Source organism: Gordonia sp. G4 (assembly GCF_057770005.1).
Genome location: NZ_CM173442.1, coordinates 353,123 through 371,335 on the forward strand (window position 1 = coordinate 353,123; position 18,213 = coordinate 371,335).

The window sequence follows — 18,213 nt, forward strand, 5'->3', positions numbered from 1 at the left end:
TGGACACCAGTCCATTTCCTCGGTAATGTCGCGACCAGCGGCCTGGGTGAGCCCGGTCACATCGGCCCGATCCGTACCGCTGAACCGAAAGGGCGTGACCGTGCCGGACACCGTCGGAATCCCCACCCGCGTAGACGAACTCAGCCCGGAGTGGTTGACCGCGTTCCTCGCCGCCAACGGACACGACGTCCACATCGGCTCGGTCCGGACCGAGCCGGTCGGCACCGGGCAGATGGCCGGGTCGTATCGGCTGCACCTCGACCACGAGAACGCAGCAACGTTGCCCGACACTGTCATCGCGAAACTCGCCACCGGAACACCGGACCAGCGCGAGTTCGGATCCGGGGTGTTCCGCAACGAGGTGCGGTTCTACCGCGACCTCGCCTCCTCGTTCAGTGTCCCCATACCCACCTGCTTCGCCGCGACGATCTCTGATCCGGGCACCGAGTTCGTTCTCCTGCTCGAGGACATGGGCGCCGCTGTGCAGGGTGACCAGATCGCCGGCTGCACACCGGCGCAGGCCGAGTCGATCGCCGTCGCGGCCGCCGGTCTGCACGCTCCCCGATGGAACGATCCGACCCTCCTGACCGACATGCCGTTGCCCACCGACGCCGACCGGGAGGTGATGGAATCGATCCTCGCCCCGATGGCCGAGGTGTACCGCGAACGCTTCTCCCCCGACGGCCCGTCGTCGGCGGCCGTCGACTGGCTCGTCCGCGAGGCCGGTGAGTGGCTGGTCGCCCCGCTGGACAACGCCACCCTGATCCACGGCGACCTCCGTGTGGACAACGTCCTGTTCGGGCACGCCGGGGAGGTCACGGTGATCGACTGGCAGACGATCACCACCGGCAACCCGTTGCGTGACATCGCCTTTCTCCTGAGCACCAGTCTGAGCACCGACGATCGGCGCCGGCACGAGCGCGGCATCGTCGCCTCGTACCATCGAGCACTGACGATCGCAGGCGTGAGCGGTTACACGCTCGACGAATGCTGGGACGACTACGTCGGAAACCTCATCCAGGCGCCGCTGATCATCGTGTTCGGCTCCGCGGCGGCGCAACCGACCGAGCGGGGCAACGCGATGTTCGACGCGATGCTGTCCCGGAGCGCGGCGGCGATCGACGACCTCGCGCCCGGAGGACTCTGAACCGTGCCGTCACTCGTCATCGGAGGCAACGGGTTTCTGGGTTCCCGTCTCGTGCGGCAGCTCGTGGACGCGGGTGACGAGGTGCGAGTGCTGACACGACCCACCAGCGACCTCCGTACCCTGGCCGGCCTCGGCATCGACCACGTGACGGGCGACCTCTTCGACGCCGACGCGGTCGCGCGAGCGATGAACGGGTGCGACGTGGTGTTCCACTGTGCGGTCGACACGCGCGCGTAGCTGCGCGACCCCGCACCGCTGTACCGGACGAATGTCGAAGCCCTGCGCTCGGTGCTCGACGTCGCGGCTCGGATGCCACTGCGGAAGTTCGTGTTCACCAGCACCGCGGCGACCATCGGCCGGGTGGACGGCCGTCAAGCGACCGAGGACGACGAGTTCAACTGGGCCGCGAGGGCTCCTGAGTATGTGAAGAGCCGCGTGGCCGCCGAAGACCTGGTGGTGAACCGAGCGCAGGACGGCGCGGTGCCCGCGGTCGCGATGTGCGTCGCCAACACCTACGGCCCCGGCGACTGGCAACCCACCCCGCACGGTGCGTTCGTGGCGGGCGCGGCGCTTGGCAGGTTGCCGTTCACCGTTCGCGGTTGTCGCGCCGAGTCGGTCGGCATCGACGACGCCGCGCACGCGCTGCTCCTCGCCGCGGACCGCGGCGAGGTCGGCGAACGCTACATCGTCTCCGAGAGATCCATCGACACCGGTGACATCGTCTCCATCGCAGCCGCGACCGCAGACCGGCCGGCCCCGCGTCTGGTTCTCAACCGCGCCGCCCTCTACACCTTCGGGGCAGTGGGTTCCACGTGGGCGGCGCTGACCCGCAAGCCGGTGCAGTTGACGATCCCCTCGGTCCGGTTGATGCACTTCATGTCCGAGATGGACCACGGCAAGGCCGAACGCGACCTCGGTTGGCAACCACGCCCGGTGACCGAGGCCATCGCCGACGGTGCCCGGTTCTGGCTCGAACGCCGCGTCGCGCGCCGCGCTGTTTGAACCGGCACCACCCCCGCTGGTTGAGCCGGCACCCCTGAGGTGAGAGAACCGCAAGCGACAACCCCACCGCTCCCTGAGGTGCGAGGAGCGCAAGCGACGAGCCACGAAGGGTCCCGCACGGCGCCGCGCCAGACCCTTCGTGACGCTCGCAAGCTCGCTCCTCAGGGATCAGAAGGGGTCACCGCTCGCTCCTCAGGGAGCGAAAGGGGTCACCGCTAGCTCCTCAGAGAGCGGGGTCACCGCTCGCTCCTCAGAGAATGGGTGACGCGACCCGCTCAGGGCGAGGCAGGCCCGGCCAGGATGCCGGCGAGCTCGTCGAGGCTGTAGGGCGAGGTGTCCTTGTGGTCGCGGTAGGCCACGAAGCTCGCCTGCTGCGACTCGAAGCGGCCGATGAATCCACCGGCAGCACTGAAGATCTCACCGGTGATGTGTTCGGCCGCGTCACCGGCCAGGAACACGTACAGCGGCGCGACGTACTCGGGTGGGGCGGGATCGAGAGCAGCGTCGCGCGTGAGGTCGTCGAGTATCCCGCGGCGATGGAGTCCTTCGATATGGGCGATGTAGTCCTCACCGGAGGACAACCGCGACTTCGCACCGGGCATCACCACGTTGACACGCACCCGGTGGTCCCGAAGGTCGGCGGCCGCGGCGAGAGCGAGCGCATTGACACCGCCCTTGGCGGCGGGGTACCCACTACCGCCGAACATTCCGAGTGACGCTGCCGAACCGGTCAGGACGATTGACCCGGAACCCTGCTCGACGAACACCCGCCCGGCAGCTTGCAGCAGGTGGAACGCACTCATCAGGTGGGCGTCGACCTGGGCACGGAACTCGTCCGGGGAGATCGTGAGGACCGTCGAACCGGACGGTTCGGCGATCCCGGCACAGTTGATGGCGATGTCGAGGGCACCGAATTCCTCCAGTGCCGTCTCGACCATCGTCTGGGCCACTCCGTCGTCACCCGCGGAGCCGGGGACGCCCACGGCGTAACCCCCGCCCCCGCGGATCTCGACGACCGTGTCTGCGACCGCCTGCGGGTCGCGTCCGTTGACCACGACCGAGACCCCCTGGCCGGCCAGCGCGTACGAGACCGCGAGACCGATGCCCCGCGTGGCCCCGGCGACCACGGCGACCCGGCCCCCGAGTCCAGCGCCGCCGGGTGACCAGCCACCGCCGGAGGTCACGCCGAGCTGCCCACCGGCGTGATCGGGATCGACCGCCCGCGGTCGACGAACTCGAAACTCGCTCCCCCGCTGAATCGTGCGACGGCCACCTCGCCGTATTCCTTCCGCGGACTGTCCGTCTTGGCGATCCGGACGACCAGATCGCCGTCGGCCTCCGTCGCATCCGCGACTGCGAGATACGGGTCGACGGCGGTGGCCGCGGCCTGGAGCGGCTTGACGTGATCGGCGTCCAGGATCGACACCCAGCCGCCGTCGGTCATCGCATCGGATTCTTGCGGGATGCGGACGACGACGGTGTCCCCGTCGGCCTCGGCGGTCAGTCCCGTGTACTGGACCGGGCCGAAGCACGGGTGTAGGGCGAGTACCCCGGCGAGACCCGAGGCGTCGGCGGACAATCCGAGCGCGACGCGAATCCGGTCGGCGGCGAGCCCGGCGATGCCGGTCAGCTGTTTGCGGAAGATCTCGGTGGCCTGCGTCTCGCTCTCGGCGGATCTGCGCAGACTGACGAGGAAGCCCAGCGACAGCAACTGGTGTTGCAGCGCAACCTCTTCGGCGACGCGGACGAGGGCCGACGTCGACCATTCCGCGAACTGAAGGTCCTCGACGAGCGGGCCGCGGTAGTCGACCCAGCCTTCGGTCTCCGTGGTGTCGATCGGCGACAGGACCAGCTGCCCGGCCCGGGTGCCGAACATGTCCACGGAGTCCGGTGGGAGCGGCAACTCGTCACGATCTGGCTCGATCGTGACCGTCCACTCGCAGTGCGGCGTTCGATCGACCGGCCGGCGCGGTGGCCGATGGACCGGCCTGATCCGCGCCCGCCGATTGGTGGCGATGGCCGTCGCGTCGAAGGTGGGGTCCTCGATGTCGTGGCACATGGTCGTCACGTAGTCGTCACCGAGAGGTTCGACGTCGAGCAATGCGCCGCAGTGATCGAGGACGAACGAACCGTGGTACTCGTCGTCGATGCGGTACCGGAAGTCCATGAACTGTGGTGGCGCGCCGATGTCGAGCTGCAAGCACTTGAACATGTCCTCGACGCCGTCGCCGTCGATCCCGAGGGCCGTGCGCATCCGGTGCGTGTAGACCGGGCTCGCCGCCATCCACTCCTCGATGGCGACCTTGCCCATCACGTCCCGGCCGAAGGCACTGATGAGGTGAGCCATCCCGCTGCGGTCGATCATCTGACCCGACAGCAGCAGTTCGGGTACGAGAACGGCGAGCTGATCCTGACTCAGACCTTGGTAGGCCGGGGCTGTGGAAGTCATCTCAGGTCACCAGAACTCGACCGGGGCCTTGCCGAAGTCGTACCACCCCGGCAGGTTTCCCGGCGCCGACTTCTCCACCCGCTTCAGCATCGGCTCGCTCATCGCGTTGTTCTTCATCATCTCGATGAACAGCGCCGACACGTTCCCGTAGTCGAAGAAGTCGCGCTGCCAGCGGAACTGGAAGTTCCCGCCGTACTTGAACCAGCTGCCCTGGATACCCTCCAGTGCGTAATGGCTGCCGTCCTCGCGCGTGCCCTCGTAGATCTGCTTCCAGAGTCCGATCATGTCGCCGGTCTGGTCGTCGATCACCCACGCCTGGTAGGGATATTCCCACCCCTGCAGGCCCTCCATCTCCTGGCCGAGGGCGAGCTCGCGGATCTCCTCGCGACCCACGGCCATGAAATCCTTGTCAGGGCCGTAGTTCCACCCGTAGGTGGCGTCCTCGGTGTAGAAGTCGGCGAGGGGTTTCCAGTCCCCCGCTTTCTCGGCCTCGATGTTGGCGGCGAGCCACCGCTCCTTCATCTCGTCGAGTTCCGCACGGTCAAAAGACATGTCTTTCCACCTTCATTCGGTCGTTCTGGAATTGCGAGGGCGACGTGTTCAGAACTCAGCCCTCGATGATCCGAAGAGCTTGCGTCGGGCAGTAGTGCACGCCGGCCTCGACCTCGGCGCGCCGGGATTCATCGGGGGTCGCGTCGAGGATCTCGACATGGTCGGTGTGCGCGGCGAAGACCTCAGGCGCCTCGAGCTCGCACATCCCATGCCCCTGGCAGAGGTCCAGGTCCACCTCGACGCGCATCAGGCGTCCTGACGCTTGCGATAGGCGACGCGGCAGGGCTGCTGCAGTTGGACCACCATCTTCGAGTGGTCGTTGCGGTAGCTCTCCGGGGGCTGCAGCATCTCGAACTCGTAGTTCTGGAAGAGCACCGAGAAGATCGCCTTCAACTGCATGATCGCGAATTGCGCGCCGACGCAACGGTGGCGGCCGGCGCCGAAGGGAATCCAGGTCCACCGGTTGACCAGGTCCTCCTGCCGCGGCTTGTCGTAGCGGTCCGGGTCGAAGCTGTCTGCGCCGGGGAAGTCCTCGGGCAGCCGGTTGGAGATCGCCGGCGAGACGGCGATCGACTGTCCGGCCTTGACCTCGAAGTCCTCGACGTGGAAGTCGTTCTGCACCACTCGCATGAGGATGATCAGCGGTGGGTGCAACCGAAGCGCCTCTTTGAGTGCGTTCTCGAGCTGCGGCATCTGACGGGTGTGCGCGAAGGTGTACTCCGGACGTTCACCGGGCGGCGTCTCGCCGTAGATCTCGTCGAGCTCGTCGTACACCCGTCGCATGTAGTCGGGGTTGCGCAACAGTTCGATGAGGGTCCACGCGGCGGTGCCCGACGTCGTGTGGTGGCCGGCGAACATCATCGAGATGAACATGCCGGTGACGGTGTTCGCGTCGAATCCGACCTGGACCAGGACGTCCATCAGGTCGCGATCTTCCTTGTCCTCGGTCGGATTCGCGATCCGCTCGTCCATCACGCCCTGGATGAACTCGACCAGCTCGGCCCGGGCCTCGTCACGTTTGCGGAAGCTCTCGATGTCGGCCTTGTAGTCCACGTACGCGATCGGGTCCGTGCCCTTCTCCAGGTCGTGGAACAGGTGCGCGATGTGCCCGTTGAGCCGCTCCCGGAACTTCCGCCCGATGAGGCACGACGACGACGTGTAGAGAGTCAGCTCGGCGAAGAAGTCGAGGAGATCGATCTCCCCCTCGTCACCCCATCCCGCGATGATCCGCTCGACCTCGTTCGGGATGGTCACCGCGTGCTGCTTCATGTGTGCGCCCTTGAGCGCCGAGTTGTGGATCGCCTTGGACCGCTCCTCGGGGCTCGTGTCGAACACGACGCCTTCGCCGAAGACCGGCGTCATGAACGGGTAGGCGGCGGCCTGGTCGAGATCCTCCTCGGGCGCGCGGAAGAACTCCTCGTTCGCGGCCGACCCCGAGACCAGCACCACCTCCCGATCGGCGAGCTGGAACATGCCGACGTCCCCGCACTCCTCGCGGACGCGCCAGAACAGCGAGATCGGGTCGGTCGCGAGTTCGTCGAGATGTCCGTGTTCGCCCTCGCCACCCGAGACGCGATTCGGTTGCCTCAGGCCTGATTCGGTGATGGCGGTCATCTGTCCGTCCCCTTCTCCTGTGCTGCCTGTCGTTTCTTGTCGCTGACCGCGCCTTCGGCCTCCACCTCGACCGACCGCATGTGCGCGCCGCGCGGCATGGACACCATGGCCGCGACGGCCTGCGCGATGTGTTCGGGCGAGAGGAAATTGCCGTGGCGGGCCAGACCGTGTGTGATCCAGTCGTTGAGCATGTGTTCGGTCGTCGTCGGATCGAGGTTCATCCCCATGCCGGTGAGCGTCTGCCCGGGACGGACGACCCCGGCCCGCACACCGGTGCCCTCGAGTTCGAGCTGAATGGTCGCAACGAGCCCGTCGATACCGGATTTCGCGGCGACATACGCCGACGACCAGGGCCGCGGATGAATCGCCACATCGGACCCGATGAACACGAAATCACCTCGGGCGCGGTCGATCATGCCACCGATGACCGCGCGGTAGATCCGGTAGGCGCCGGTGAGATGGATGTTGATCTGGTCGGCGAAATGGTCGGTCCCGGTCTCATAGGAGAGCCCGACCGCGAGGTCGCCGGCGCCGGCGACGACGATCTCCAGCGGCCCCAGAGCGGCCTCGGCCTTCGCCACGCAGTCGAGCACGGACTGTTCGTCGGTGACGTCCAACGGCACCGCGACGGCCTCGCCGCCCCGCGCCGTGATCGTGTCGGCCAGTTCCTGCAGCTTGTCCACCCGGCGGGCCGCGAGGGCGACGGGATGGCCGGCGGCGGAGAGGAATTCGGCGGTGGCGGCACCGATGCCCGACGACGCGCCGGCGACGAGGACCGGTCGCCGCTCGGGATGAGGACGGAAGGCCATCAGCGCACCGTCACCTTCACCGGGAGTTCGGCGAAGCCGCGCACGTTCACCGAATGGACCCGGACCGCCTTGTCGGCGTCGATGTCCACCGCCCGGATCGACTTGACGACCTCGGTCAGGCCGATGTTCGCCTCCAGGCGTGCGAGGTGCGCACCGAGACAGAAGTGCGCTCCCAGCCCGAAGCTCATCAGGGCCTGGCCGCAGTCGCGGCCGATCTCATACCGGTCGGCATCGGCGCCGAACACCTCGACGTCGCGATTCGCCGAACCGACGAGCAGGAGCACGCGATCGCCCGCCGGGATCACGAAGTCGCCGTACGGGGCGTCCTCGACCACCCGTCGCACGACGATCTGCGTCGAGTTGTCGTAGCGCAACGTCTCCTCGGTCCAGTCCGGGACGACGACCTCCGGGTCGGCGAAGACCTTCGCGAGTTCGTCGGGATTGCGCCAGCCCCAATACAGCGCGTTGGCAAGGAGTTTGGTCGTGGTCTCGTTGCCCGCCACCACCATCAGGACCATGAAGCCGACGATCTCGTCCTCGGTGAGCCGTGTCTTCTCGCCAGTCTCGTCGTCGTCGATCTCGGCCGCGATGAGGGCCGAGACCAGATCCTCGCCGGGGTTCTTGCGGCGGTCGGCGATGAGCTCCGAATAGTAGTTGTGCAGTTCGATGTAGGCGTAGACCGCCGCCTCGGGAAGGTCGAGGTCGCCGTCCTCGCGGTGGAGGAGCAGGTCGGACTGATGGCGCAGCCTGGTGCGATCGGCCTCGGGGACACCCAGCAGCTCGGACACCACGTCCATCGGGAGCAGCGCGGCGAAGTCGTGGACGAAGTCGAACTCCCCCTTGTCGAGACACTTGCTCCAGTGCTGGTGCGTGAGGGCGGTGATCCGGCCGGTGAGTTCGTTGACCCGGCGAGGAGTGAAACCCTTGGAGACCAGTTTGCGGATGCGCATGTGTTTGGGGTCGTCCATGGCGAGGAAGGACATCGACTTGTGTGCGTCGGGACCGTACGCCGAGGGGTCCATCGACACGCCCCAGCTGTTCGAGAGTCGTTGTGTGTCACGGAAAGCCGCACGGACGTCGGCATGTCCGGCCAGTGCCCAGAAGTCCATCCCGCTGTGGTAGTACACCGGCGATTCCGTCCGGAGGCGGTGATAGGTGGGATACGGATCCTCGTGGAAACCATAGGCATACGGGTCGAAGGGGAGTTCGTGCTCCATCCCCGACACCGTCGTCGATTCGGTCATCACTTCTCCATCAGTAGATGTGCGGCTGCGACAAGACGTTCGGAGGTCTGCTCGTAGGTCATGTGCCCCATGCCGGCGTAGACCAGGCCGCCGGAGTAGATCATCTCCAGGGTGTCCAGGAGCGGGCCCGGATTCTCCGGGTCCTCTTCGAGTGCCGCGGCGAGGCGACGTCGGATGAAAGCGCCGATCCGCACGCGCAGGTGTTCGACGTCGGGATCACTGCCCAGCAGGGCCACCGTCACCGCACCGCCCAGTTGCCCCTCGCCGGCCACGACAAGTGCGACCTCGCGGAGCACCTGCGCGACGCGCTCGCTCCGTGGCGCAGCGGGATCCGGTTCCAGCACGCCGGCCGAGAGGCGACGCCAGAACACCTCGGCGACCAGGTGACTCTTCGACGAGAAGTAGGTGTAGGCGGTGGCCGGCGCGACCCCGGCGATCTTGGCCACCGTCCGCACGGTGAGACCGTCGAAACCCTCTGCGTTCAGCACATCGACTGCGGCATCGGTGAGGCGGGTGACCGTTTCCGCCTGCTGCTGGGTCAGCCTGCGGCGAGTGGATTCCTGAGACACGGGGCTGGACATGTGAGCCACGCTACACTAGCTTTGAACGCGAGTCCAGACACCTGTCCAGATGGAGTTCCAGCTCATGCCTCTTCGCCCCGAATCCGCGTCGGATCTGTTGATCGACGGCAAACTCACCCCCGGGAGCGGTGGCGTCTTCGACGTCGTCAATCCCGCGACCGAGGAGGTCATCGGGCAGGCGGCCGACGCCACCTCGGCCGACATGGACGCCGCCATCACGGCCGCACGCACCGCCTTCGACACCACCGACTGGTCGCGCGACCACGCCTTCCGCGCCCGTTGTCTCCGTCAGCTGCGCGACGCCCTGCTCGCCCACGGTGACGAGCTCCGCGAACTCACCATCGCCGAGGTGGGTTGCCCGTCCTTCCTCACCCACGGTCCGCAGTTCGAGGGACCGGTCACCGATCTCGGCTATTTCGCCGACCTCGCCGAGAGCTACGAGTGGACCCGTGACCTCGGCACCGCCAAACCCATGGGCCTCAAGAACCATCGCGAGCTGCGCTCGGAGGCCGTGGGCGTCGTCGGCGCGATCACGCCGTGGAACTTCCCGCACCAGATCAACTTCGCCAAGATCGGCCCCGCCCTGGCCGCCGGGTGCACGGTCGTGCTCAAGCCCGCACCCGACACCCCGTGGTGTGCCGCGCTCGTCGGCCGGGTCGTCGCCGAGGAGACGGACTTCCCGCCCGGTGTTCTCAACATCGTCACCTCGACCGACCACCAGCTCGGCGCCCAGCTCAGCACCGACCCCCGCGTCGACCTGGTGTCGTTCACCGGCTCCACCGCGACCGGCAAGAAGGTGATGGCCGCCGCGTCCGAGTCGCTCAAGAAGGTGTTCCTGGAGCTGGGCGGCAAGTCGGCCTTCATCGTCCTCGACGATGCCGACATCGGATCTGCCTGCGCCATGGCCGCATTCAACGTCGTCACCCATGCCGGTCAGGGGTGCGCCATCACCACGCGCCTGGTGGTGCCGCGCAGCAGACTCGACGAGGCGATCACCGCCACCCGCGACGCGATGGCCGGCCTGCCCGCCGGAGACCCCACCGACGGCGGCACCATCTGCGGACCGGTCATCTCCGCCCGGCAGCGTCAGCGCATCGAGTCCTACATCGAACTCGCCACCAGCGAGGGCGGCACCATCGAGATCGGTGGCGGACGTCCCGCCGACAAGCCCGCCGGCTACTTCGTCGAGCCGACCCTGATCTCGGGCCTGGACAACTCGGCGCGAGTCGCGCAGGAGGAGATCTTCGGTCCGGTGCTGGTGATCATTCCCCACGACGGCGACGACGACGCGATCCGCATCGCCAACGACTCGCCATACGGCCTGTCGGGCATGGTCTACGGGTCCGACGAGGAGCGGATCAACAAGGTCGTCAACGGAGTACGCACCGGGACGATGGGCGTCAACGGCGGCATCTGGTACTCCGCCGATGTCCCGTTCGGCGGCTTCAAACAGTCGGGCATCGGCCGCGAGATGGGAGTCGCCGGTTTCGAGGAGTACCTGGAGACCAAGGCCGTCGCGCGTCCGGCGTGACCCTTCGAGGCTCGTCGACCTCGACGCGCTCCTTCGTCGCTTGCTCGGCCCGGCGGCTATCGCTCCTCGCACCTCAGGGAACAGAGAAGCCCCCGCTATCGCTCCTCGCACCTCAGGGAGCAGAACACTGACCACACAGAAAGCAGGACAATGAGTTCCAAGCGTTTCGAGAACAAGACCATCATCGTCACCGGCGCGGCAGGCGGGATCGGTGAGGCGTACGCCCGCGGGCTCGCCGCCGAGGGCGCGAACGTCGTGGTCGCCGACCTCGCCGACGACAAGGGCAAGCAGGTCGCGGCCGACATCGGCGGACTGTACGTCAACACCGATGTGGCCGACGAGGATTCGGCGAAGGCGCTCGCCGCGGCCACCGTCGACGCCTACGGCTCGGTCGACGGCCTGGTCAACAACGCGGCGATCTACGGCGGGATGAAGCTCGACTTCCTCATCACCGTGCCCTGGGACTACTACAAGAAGTTCATGAGCGTGAACCTCGACGGTGCGCTCAACGTGACCCGGGCGGTCTACCCGCACATGACCAATGGTGGTGGCGCCATCGTCAACCAGTCCTCCACCGCCGCGTGGCTGTACAGCGGCTTCTACGGTCTGGCCAAGGTCGGGGTGAACGGTCTGACACAGCAGCTCGCCACCGAACTCGGCGGGCAGAACATCCGCGTCAACGCGATCGCCCCCGGGCCCATCGACACCGAGGCGACTCGGACCACGACACCCAAGGAGATGGTCGCCGACATCGTGAACCGTCTGCCGCTGAAGCGCTTCGGCACGCCAGAGGATCTCGTCGGCATGTGCCTGTTTCTCCTGTCCGACGAAGCCGGGTGGATCACCGGGCAGATCTTCAACGTCGACGGCGGCCAGGTCATCCGCTCATGAGCGAATCGACGCCCACCCGGACGGACCCGATTCGGCTGGGATATGTCGGACTCGGCAACATCGGTGGTCCGATGGCCGGGAGTCTGGCCGCGTGGCGCAGCGGTCTGACGGTGTTCGACCTCTCGTCCGAGGCCATCGCGAAGGTCGTCGAGAAGGGGGCCGCGGCCGCGGGTTCGCTCGCCGATCTCGCCGCGTCGGCCGACATCATCGGCATCTGCGTCCTCGACGACGCCCAGGTCCGATCGGTGGTCGCCGGGCCGGACGGCCTGCTGTCCGGGGCTCGCCCGGGCACCATCATCACCGTCCACTCGACGATCGCGCCGGAGACCGCCGCCGAACTCGCCGAACAATGCGCGGCGCGCGAGGTGACATTGCTCGACGCCCCCATCTCCGGTGGCGCGATGGGTGCGGCGTCGGGCCGGCTCGCGATCATGGTCGGCGGGCCACGTGAGGCGTACGAGAAACTGAAGGAACCGTTCGCGCTCACCGCCGACATGCTCGTCCACGCGGGACCCGAGGTCGGCTCGGGCACCCGGATGAAGCTGGCGCGCAACCTCCTCCACTTCATCTCGTTCACCGCGACCACCGAGGCCGCGCGACTGGCCGAGGCCGCCGGCATCGACATCGCCAAGCTCGGCAAGGTGGTCCGGCACTCCGACGCCGTGACCGGTGGGCCCGGGGCGATCATGTTGCGTGACACCACCGCTCCGGTCGCGGCCGACGATCCCTGGTACGGAATCCTCACCGGCGTCCGTACCCTGGGGGAGAAGGACCTGACGCTCGCACTCGCTCTCGGCGAAGAACTCGGTGTCGATCTGCCTCTCGGGCAGCTCGCGTTGCGGAATCTGGCCGCCGGGCTCGGTGTCCCCCACCTCGAAGGAGAACCAGCATGACCCGATCCGACATCTCCGGCGACGCACCCGACGAGGTGCGCAGGCGCGGACTCGCGAAGATGTCCGAGGTCTACGGCTGGGAGGTGAGCGACGGCCCGGGCGATTACTTCGCGCACACCGCCGACCAGGTGTTCGGCAACGTCTGGGCGCGCGACGGTCTGTCCAACCGCGATCGCCGATTGCTCCTGCTCGGTGCGCTCGCCGCGAGCAACAACATCGACGTCGCCGAGATCCAGGCCGGCGCCGCCCTCGGGAACGGCGAGCTCACTCCCGAACAGCTCGAGGAGATCAGCCTCTTCCTCTGCTATTACGTCGGCTGGCCGCAGGGCACCAAGATGCACTTCATGTTCGGTGAGGTGATCAAGCAGCATCGGAAGAAGAAGTGAGTCAGGCCATGCGATTCCGTGTCCTCCGCGGTGGAAACGGGTGTTCGTTGCTGAGCGCCTCACCCTTACCCGACCTCACCGCGGCCGGTTACACCGACACCGAGTACGCGGCTTCGGGGGCCGCCGACCCGGTCGTCGGTGACACCGGCGCGCCCACCGCCGAGTTCACGACCCGGATCGTCGTCCGACGCCCCACGGAGGCCGCGGCCTTCAGCGGCTGCGTGGTCGTCGAGTGGCTGAACGTCAGCAGCGGCGCCGACGCCGCGCCCGAATACTCCTATGTGGCGGCCGAGCTCGTCCGCGCGGGCCACGCGTGGGTGGGCGTGTCGGCACAGTTCGTCGGCGTCGAGGGCGGGGCGGGTTCGGTCGGCGTGGCGACCGGCGCCCCGCAGAGCCTCGCCGCCAAAGACCCGGAACGTTATGCCGGACTACGACACCCCGGCGACGCGTACTGCTACGACATCTTCACTTCGGTTGGGCGAGCAGTCCGCGAGACCGACTCCGCCGGTCATCCGCTCGCGGGTCTGACGGTCTCCACCGTTCTCGGGATCGGCGAATCACAGTCGGCCATGGCCCTGACGACCTACGTCAACACCGTCGGTCCGGACGGGGCACCGTTCGACGGGTACCTCATCCACAGCCGCGCGGCCGCCGGGTTGCCCGCCGGTGAGGTCGGTTCGGGGATCGACGTGGCGAGCGTCTTCGGGAGCGAGCCCACCACGATCCGCGCCGATCTCGACGCACCGGTGTTCGTTGTCCAGACCGAGACCGACGTCCTGACCAACTTCCGCTATCACGCCGTGCGGCAACCCGATTCGGATCAACTCCGGGTCTGGGAGATGGCGGGCACGGCACACGCCGATCTCCACCAGGTCGGTGACTTCGAGGAGTTCCTCGGCTGCCCCGACCCGGTCAACCGGGGCCAGCAGAGGTTCGTTCTGCGATCGGCGTTGCGGCACCTGCGATCCTGGGCCGAGGGAGGTCCCCCGCCTCCGGTGGCCGACCCGCTGGCCCTCCGGGACGCCAGCGGTGCCGAGCCCGTGTTCGAGCTCGACGACATCGGCAACGTCCGGGGCGGGGTCCGCACACCGTGCGTCGACGCGCCGACCCAGATCCTCAGCGGGATCGTCGCCGACCCGGTGTCCCGGATCTGTCTGCTGTTCGGAACGACGTCTCCGGTCCCCACCGACGAACTCGTGGCCCGGTACGGAACGCGCGACGAGTACGAGAAGCACTACCGGGACGCCGCAGACATCGCCATCGCGGGTGGGTTCGTCCTCGCCGAGGACCGCGACGAGTTGCTCGCCGACGCCAATCCGGAGCTGATCCCGAACTGACGGTTCGCCGATCAGCGCGGCGCGCTGCGTATTTGAAAATCACCATGACTCCAACGGTGCCGCCGGCGCCCAGAGCTCAGTAGCGTCCCAGAAGTCCTGCCCAGCCCTCTCTCACGCGGATTTCGATGACCCTTGAACTCACGACACCGGTCGGTGTCGCCCCCGGCCCGTCGGCGGCCGGGACCGTCGACGCACCGTCCGACGCTCCAGCGGCACAAGCGCGTCGGCGACGGTTCTCCCGCCAGGCCGCCATACGCACTCTCCGTCAGTCCATCGGCCTGATCCTGGTGGTCGTCATCTGGCAGCTCGGTGCGCGCGGATGGCTCGGCGCCACCACTCCCGCGCCCACCGAGGTGGTCGAGGCGGGATGGGAACTGATCAGTACCGGCGAACTCTGGACACACCTGGCCGCCTCCGGGCGCCGCGTCGCGATCGGACTGGCGATCGGAATCGCCGTCGGCGCGGTGCTGGGCGCGGCCGCCGGCCTCTTCAAGGTCGCCGAAGACCTGGTCAACGCACCGGTCCAGGTGCTGCGGATGATGCCCGCCGTCGCCCTCGTCCCGGTCTTCATCATCTGGTTCGGGATCGGCGACTCGTTCAAGATCGCCCTGATCATCGTCGCCCCGATCTTCCCCATCTATCTCAACTTCCTGGCCGGAATCCGGGGCGTCGACCAGAAACTCATCGAAGCCGCCGAATCACTGGAGCTGACGCGCTTCGAGCTCGTGCGGTACGTGGTCCTGCCGGGTGCGCTACCGCAGATCTTCGTCGGCCTGCGGCAGGCGCTGGGCATCGGCTGGCTGGTCCTCGTCGTCGCGGAGATGCAGACCACCCCGGTCGGATTGGGCTTTCTGATGAACGACGCCAAGGAGTACCTCCGCACCGATCAGATCTTCCTGGTCCTGGTCATCTATGCGGTACTCGGACTCCTGACCGACATCGGCGTACGGATACTCGAGCGTCGATTCCTGTCGTGGCGCAACGGATTCGAAGGACGGTGACCTGATGTCCGCAGACCACATCGACGGTGTCCGGGTCACCGGGGCCGCACGCGAGTTCGACGGCCGGCGGGTGCTCGACCACGTCGACCTGACCATCGACCGAGGCGAATTCGTGGCGCTGCTCGGTGCGAGCGGTTCCGGGAAGAGCACGCTGCTGCGTGGGATCGGCGGCCTCGACCGCGGGTTCACCGGCACGATCGAGGCACCGTCGGCCAAGGCGATCGTGTTCCAGGAACACCGGCTCATGCCCTGGATGCCGGTGTGGCGCAACGTCGCCCTCGGGTTGCGAGGCGGCGACACCGAGGCCCGCGCACTCCGCGCACTCGACGAGGTCGGACTGGCGGCCAAGTCCGGAGCCTGGCCGTCCACGCTCTCGGGCGGCGAAGCCCAACGCACCGCGCTGGCCCGCGCACTCGTCCGGGAGCCCGACATTCTGCTGCTCGACGAACCCTTCGGGGCACTCGATGCCCTCACCCGGATCAATGCCCAGCGCCTCGTGGCGCGACTGTGGGAAGCGCACCGGCCGGCCACCTTGCTGGTGACGCACGACGTCGAGGAGGCCCTGCTTCTCGCGGATCGCGCACTGATCCTGCGGGCCGGTCGGATCGCGCAGGAGATCGTCGTCGACCTACCTCGTCCGCGCCGGGTCACCGACCCCGCGTTCGTCGCCCTGCGTTCGCAACTGCTCGCCGGACTCGGCGTCAGCGGAAGCGACGCCGAATCCACCGGCCCCACAACGACACCGACACCGGCATCGACACCCCAGGAGTTCACCCATGTCTGACGTACTGACCCTGTCCACGGACGTGCTGGTGATCGGCGGCGGCCCCGCCGCCACCTGGGCCGCCATCCACGCTCGCGATGCCGGAGCCGAGGTGATCATCGCGGACAAGGGATACTGCGGAGCGTCGGGTACGACGGCCCCTTCCGGGACCGGGGTCTGGTACGTCGCCCCGGACCCGGAGAAGCGCTCGGCGGCGAAGGCGAGCCGTGAAGCCCTCGGCGGGTATCTCGCGGACCACGGCTGGATGGACCGGGTCCTCGACAAGACCTACGCGAACATGCACCGGTTGGGCACCGAAGGGCGCTACCCGTTCCCGGTCGACGAGCACACCGGCGAGCCCATCCGCACGGGAGTGCAGGGCCCGGAGTACATGCGCCGCATGCGCGCATGGGTCCGACGCCGCGGTGTGCGAATCCTCGACCACTCCCCTGTCCTGGAACTCCTCACCGACCGCGAGGGCGCCGTACGGGGTGCCGCCGGACACCAGCGACAGACCGGCCGCGACTTTCGTGTGTCCGCCGGCGCAGTGGTCGTCGCGACCGGCGGCTGCGCATTCCTGTCAAAGGCATTGGGCAGCAACGTCGACACGGGCGACGGCGCCCTGATGGCCGCCGAGGTCGGTGCCTCGTTCTCGGGAATGGAATTCGCCAACGCGTACGCGATCGTGCCGAAGGGCTCCACGGTCACCAAGACGGCGTATTACGGCTACGCCACCTTCTTCCATGCCGACGGACGCATCGTCGAGGGCGCGGGGTCGACGAAGGGACGGTCGGTGATCGCACGCACTCTGTTGCAGGAGAAGGTCTATGCGCAACTCGACCGGGCCGACGAGCGGGTGGCGGCGCAGATGCGCCGAGGGCAGCCCAACTTCTTCCTCCAGTTCGACCGTCGGGGGATCAACCCGTTCACCGACCGGTTCGAGGTCGACCTGCTCGCCGAGGGCACCGTTCGCGGAACCGGTGGCATCGACATCGTCGACGCGGACTGCTGGACCGGCGTCCCGGGGCTCTATGCGGCCGGGGACGCCGCCACCCGCGAGCGCATCTGCGGCGGCTTCACCGGCGGTGGCAGTCACAACTCCGCGTGGGCGATGTCGTCGGGCAGCTTCGCCGGAGCTGCCGCGGCACGAGCGGCCCGCGACGCCGGCGGGGCGTCCCCGCTCGACGTGCTCACCGGCGCCGGCACCGTCGGGCTGGGCACGGCCGGGGGCGGGATCACACCCGACGAGCTGGTGACCGCCGCGCAGCGCGAGCTGATCCCGTTCGAGAAGAACTACCTGCGTCACGGCGACCGGATGACTCCGGCCCTGAACACATTGGACGCGCTGTGGGACGAGATCGCCGGACCGGCCTATGGCGCCCGGACACCGGCGGGGCGCGTGCGGGCACGAGAGGCGGCCGCGATCACCGCCGTCGGACGCTGGATCTACCGATCCGCACTCGCCCGCACCGAATCCCGCGGGATGAGCAAGCGCGCCGACCACCCCCGGCTCGACCCGGCGTTCGGTGATCACGTCCGCACGGGAGGACTCACCGACGTCTGGGTCGCGGTACCCGGGTCGGCCGTGGGACGTACCGAGGACCCGGCTCCTGGCCTCGCCGTCGGGATTCCCGCATGATCGAGCTCGTCGTCGCGTCGGCGTGCATCGCCTGCGACAAATGCGTCAACGCCTGTCCCACCAACGTCTTCGACACCGGACCCGACGGCGTGCCGACGATCGCCCGGCAATCGGATTGTCAGACATGCTTCATGTGCGAGGCATATTGCCCCACCGACGCTCTCTACGTGAGCCCCGAGTCCTCCCCACTCGGCGCCGGGGACGCTGTGCCGCTCGAACTGATCGGTAGCTACCGGGAACGGCTCGGCTGGGGCAAGGGCCGCGCGCCCGGAAGCCTGACCGCCGTCGGACCACCGATCCCGCACGGAGACCCGCCACCACGGCTCGTCGACCGACGCACCGACTGACCAGCCCACCTCGTTCACCAACCCCTC

Annotated in this window: 18 protein-coding genes and 1 pseudogene; 11 read left to right on the forward strand and 8 right to left on the reverse strand. The window is 67.9% G+C overall.

The features are described 5' to 3' along the window. The first annotated feature begins 94 nt into the window (after positions 1 to 94). Together AC3B5T_RS01380 and AC3B5T_RS01385 are read left to right on the forward strand one after the other, a co-directional pair. Complete coding sequence (locus AC3B5T_RS01380) at positions 95 to 1,147, forward strand: phosphotransferase family protein (protein WP_035716874.1); 1,053 nt, start codon at positions 95 to 97, stop codon at positions 1,145 to 1,147. Positions 1,148 to 1,150: 3 nt separating this feature from the next. Continuing rightward, a pseudogene (locus AC3B5T_RS01385) lies at positions 1,151 to 2,149 on the forward strand (NAD-dependent epimerase/dehydratase family protein). A 275-nt stretch (positions 2,150 to 2,424) separates the two neighbouring features. Here AC3B5T_RS01385 and AC3B5T_RS01390 read toward each other — a convergent pair. Genes AC3B5T_RS01390 through AC3B5T_RS01425 form a run of 8 tightly spaced genes read right to left on the reverse strand, consistent with a single transcriptional unit; the run spans position 2,425 to position 9,398 of the window. Beyond that, positions 2,425 to 3,333 carry an SDR family NAD(P)-dependent oxidoreductase gene (locus AC3B5T_RS01390; protein WP_010840526.1) on the reverse strand — a complete coding sequence of 303 codons (909 nt, stop codon included), beginning with the start codon at positions 3,331 to 3,333 and terminating at the stop codon, positions 2,425 to 2,427. Next, complete coding sequence (locus AC3B5T_RS01395) at positions 3,330 to 4,598, reverse strand: hypothetical protein (RefSeq protein ID WP_488358135.1); 1,269 nt, start codon at positions 4,596 to 4,598, stop codon at positions 3,330 to 3,332. The genes AC3B5T_RS01390 and AC3B5T_RS01395 overlap by 4 nt, the downstream gene beginning before the upstream one ends. Before the next feature lie 6 nt (positions 4,599 to 4,604). Continuing rightward, positions 4,605 to 5,150 carry a Cif family virulence factor gene (locus AC3B5T_RS01400; protein WP_035716920.1) on the reverse strand — a complete coding sequence of 182 codons (546 nt, stop codon included), beginning with the start codon at positions 5,148 to 5,150 and terminating at the stop codon, positions 4,605 to 4,607. A 55-nt stretch (positions 5,151 to 5,205) separates the two neighbouring features. Then, a complete protein-coding gene (locus tag AC3B5T_RS01405; RefSeq protein WP_010840529.1) occupies positions 5,206 to 5,397 on the reverse strand; it encodes a ferredoxin in 192 nt (63 codons plus the stop codon). After that, on the reverse strand, positions 5,397 to 6,764 hold the full coding sequence (locus AC3B5T_RS01410) for a cytochrome P450 (RefSeq protein WP_010840530.1): 1,368 nt from the start codon (positions 6,762 to 6,764) through the stop codon (positions 5,397 to 5,399). The genes AC3B5T_RS01405 and AC3B5T_RS01410 overlap by 1 nt, the downstream gene beginning before the upstream one ends. Then, on the reverse strand, positions 6,761 to 7,573 hold the full coding sequence (locus tag AC3B5T_RS01415; RefSeq protein WP_010840531.1) for an SDR family oxidoreductase: 813 nt from the start codon (positions 7,571 to 7,573) through the stop codon (positions 6,761 to 6,763). Before AC3B5T_RS01415 ends, AC3B5T_RS01410 begins: the two co-directional genes overlap by 4 nt. Further along, complete coding sequence (locus AC3B5T_RS01420; RefSeq protein WP_010840532.1) at positions 7,573 to 8,817, reverse strand: cytochrome P450; 1,245 nt, start codon at positions 8,815 to 8,817, stop codon at positions 7,573 to 7,575. Before AC3B5T_RS01420 ends, AC3B5T_RS01415 begins: the two co-directional genes overlap by 1 nt. Next, entirely contained in the window at positions 8,817 to 9,398 is a 582-nt protein-coding gene (locus AC3B5T_RS01425) for a TetR/AcrR family transcriptional regulator (RefSeq protein ID WP_035716876.1), read from the reverse strand. The genes AC3B5T_RS01420 and AC3B5T_RS01425 overlap by 1 nt, the downstream gene beginning before the upstream one ends. Before the next feature lie 64 nt (positions 9,399 to 9,462). On the opposite strand from AC3B5T_RS01425, the gene AC3B5T_RS01430 reads away from it, so the two are divergent. The 9 genes from AC3B5T_RS01430 (at position 9,463) to AC3B5T_RS01470 (ending at position 18,186) form a co-directional block, all read left to right on the forward strand. After that, a complete protein-coding gene (locus AC3B5T_RS01430) occupies positions 9,463 to 10,929 on the forward strand; it encodes an aldehyde dehydrogenase (RefSeq protein WP_010840534.1) in 1,467 nt (488 codons plus the stop codon). Positions 10,930 to 11,079: 150 nt separating this feature from the next. Then, on the forward strand, positions 11,080 to 11,820 hold the full coding sequence (locus AC3B5T_RS01435; protein ID WP_010840535.1) for an SDR family oxidoreductase: 741 nt from the start codon (positions 11,080 to 11,082) through the stop codon (positions 11,818 to 11,820). Beyond that, positions 11,817 to 12,713, forward strand: a complete 897-nt coding sequence (locus AC3B5T_RS01440) for an NAD(P)-dependent oxidoreductase (RefSeq protein ID WP_488358136.1) — start codon at positions 11,817 to 11,819, stop codon at positions 12,711 to 12,713. The genes AC3B5T_RS01435 and AC3B5T_RS01440 overlap by 4 nt, the downstream gene beginning before the upstream one ends. Then, complete coding sequence (locus AC3B5T_RS01445) at positions 12,710 to 13,099, forward strand: carboxymuconolactone decarboxylase family protein (protein WP_010840537.1); 390 nt, start codon at positions 12,710 to 12,712, stop codon at positions 13,097 to 13,099. Before AC3B5T_RS01440 ends, AC3B5T_RS01445 begins: the two co-directional genes overlap by 4 nt. 8 nt (positions 13,100 to 13,107) lie before the next feature. After that, entirely contained in the window at positions 13,108 to 14,436 is a 1,329-nt protein-coding gene (locus tag AC3B5T_RS01450) for an alpha/beta hydrolase domain-containing protein (RefSeq protein WP_488358137.1), read from the forward strand. A 125-nt stretch (positions 14,437 to 14,561) separates the two neighbouring features. After that, positions 14,562 to 15,437 (forward strand): ABC transporter permease, encoded by an 876-nt coding sequence (locus tag AC3B5T_RS01455; protein WP_010840539.1) that lies wholly within the window; start codon positions 14,562 to 14,564, stop codon positions 15,435 to 15,437. Between the two features lie 4 nt (positions 15,438 to 15,441). After that, positions 15,442 to 16,221, forward strand: coding sequence for an ABC transporter ATP-binding protein (locus AC3B5T_RS01460; protein ID WP_488358138.1), 780 nt, complete (start codon positions 15,442 to 15,444; stop codon positions 16,219 to 16,221). Further along, positions 16,214 to 17,839, forward strand: a complete 1,626-nt coding sequence (locus AC3B5T_RS01465) for an FAD-dependent oxidoreductase (protein ID WP_488358139.1) — start codon at positions 16,214 to 16,216, stop codon at positions 17,837 to 17,839. Before AC3B5T_RS01460 ends, AC3B5T_RS01465 begins: the two co-directional genes overlap by 8 nt. Next, positions 17,836 to 18,186 (forward strand): 4Fe-4S dicluster domain-containing protein, encoded by a 351-nt coding sequence (locus AC3B5T_RS01470; RefSeq protein ID WP_010840542.1) that lies wholly within the window; start codon positions 17,836 to 17,838, stop codon positions 18,184 to 18,186. The genes AC3B5T_RS01465 and AC3B5T_RS01470 overlap by 4 nt, the downstream gene beginning before the upstream one ends. Positions 18,187 to 18,213 lie beyond the last annotated feature (27 nt).

Bases quoted from the DNA above. Each gene is read 5' to 3' on its own strand.
- AC3B5T_RS01460 (WP_488358138.1), top strand. From the start codon at position 15,442: ATGTCCGCAGACCACATCGACGGTGTCCGGGTCACCGGGGCCGCACGC.
- AC3B5T_RS01465 (WP_488358139.1), top strand. From the start codon at position 16,214: ATGTCTGACGTACTGACCCTGTCCACGGACGTGCTGGTGATCGGCGGC.
- AC3B5T_RS01395 (WP_488358135.1), bottom strand. From the start codon at position 4,598: ATGACTTCCACAGCCCCGGCCTACCAAGGTCTGAGTCAGGATCAGCTC.
- AC3B5T_RS01400 (WP_035716920.1), bottom strand. From the start codon at position 5,150: ATGTCTTTTGACCGTGCGGAACTCGACGAGATGAAGGAGCGGTGGCTC.
- AC3B5T_RS01420 (WP_010840532.1), bottom strand. From the start codon at position 8,817: ATGACCGAATCGACGACGGTGTCGGGGATGGAGCACGAACTCCCCTTC.
- AC3B5T_RS01470 (WP_010840542.1), top strand. From the start codon at position 17,836: ATGATCGAGCTCGTCGTCGCGTCGGCGTGCATCGCCTGCGACAAATGC.
- AC3B5T_RS01440 (WP_488358136.1), top strand. From the start codon at position 11,817: ATGAGCGAATCGACGCCCACCCGGACGGACCCGATTCGGCTGGGATAT.
- AC3B5T_RS01415 (WP_010840531.1), bottom strand. From the start codon at position 7,573: ATGGCCTTCCGTCCTCATCCCGAGCGGCGACCGGTCCTCGTCGCCGGC.
- AC3B5T_RS01435 (WP_010840535.1), top strand. From the start codon at position 11,080: ATGAGTTCCAAGCGTTTCGAGAACAAGACCATCATCGTCACCGGCGCG.
- AC3B5T_RS01405 (WP_010840529.1), bottom strand. From the start codon at position 5,397: ATGCGCGTCGAGGTGGACCTGGACCTCTGCCAGGGGCATGGGATGTGC.
- AC3B5T_RS01410 (WP_010840530.1), bottom strand. From the start codon at position 6,764: ATGACCGCCATCACCGAATCAGGCCTGAGGCAACCGAATCGCGTCTCG.
- AC3B5T_RS01425 (WP_035716876.1), bottom strand. From the start codon at position 9,398: ATGTCCAGCCCCGTGTCTCAGGAATCCACTCGCCGCAGGCTGACCCAG.
- AC3B5T_RS01445 (WP_010840537.1), top strand. From the start codon at position 12,710: ATGACCCGATCCGACATCTCCGGCGACGCACCCGACGAGGTGCGCAGG.
- AC3B5T_RS01450 (WP_488358137.1), top strand. From the start codon at position 13,108: ATGCGATTCCGTGTCCTCCGCGGTGGAAACGGGTGTTCGTTGCTGAGC.
- AC3B5T_RS01430 (WP_010840534.1), top strand. From the start codon at position 9,463: ATGCCTCTTCGCCCCGAATCCGCGTCGGATCTGTTGATCGACGGCAAA.
- AC3B5T_RS01455 (WP_010840539.1), top strand. From the start codon at position 14,562: ATGACCCTTGAACTCACGACACCGGTCGGTGTCGCCCCCGGCCCGTCG.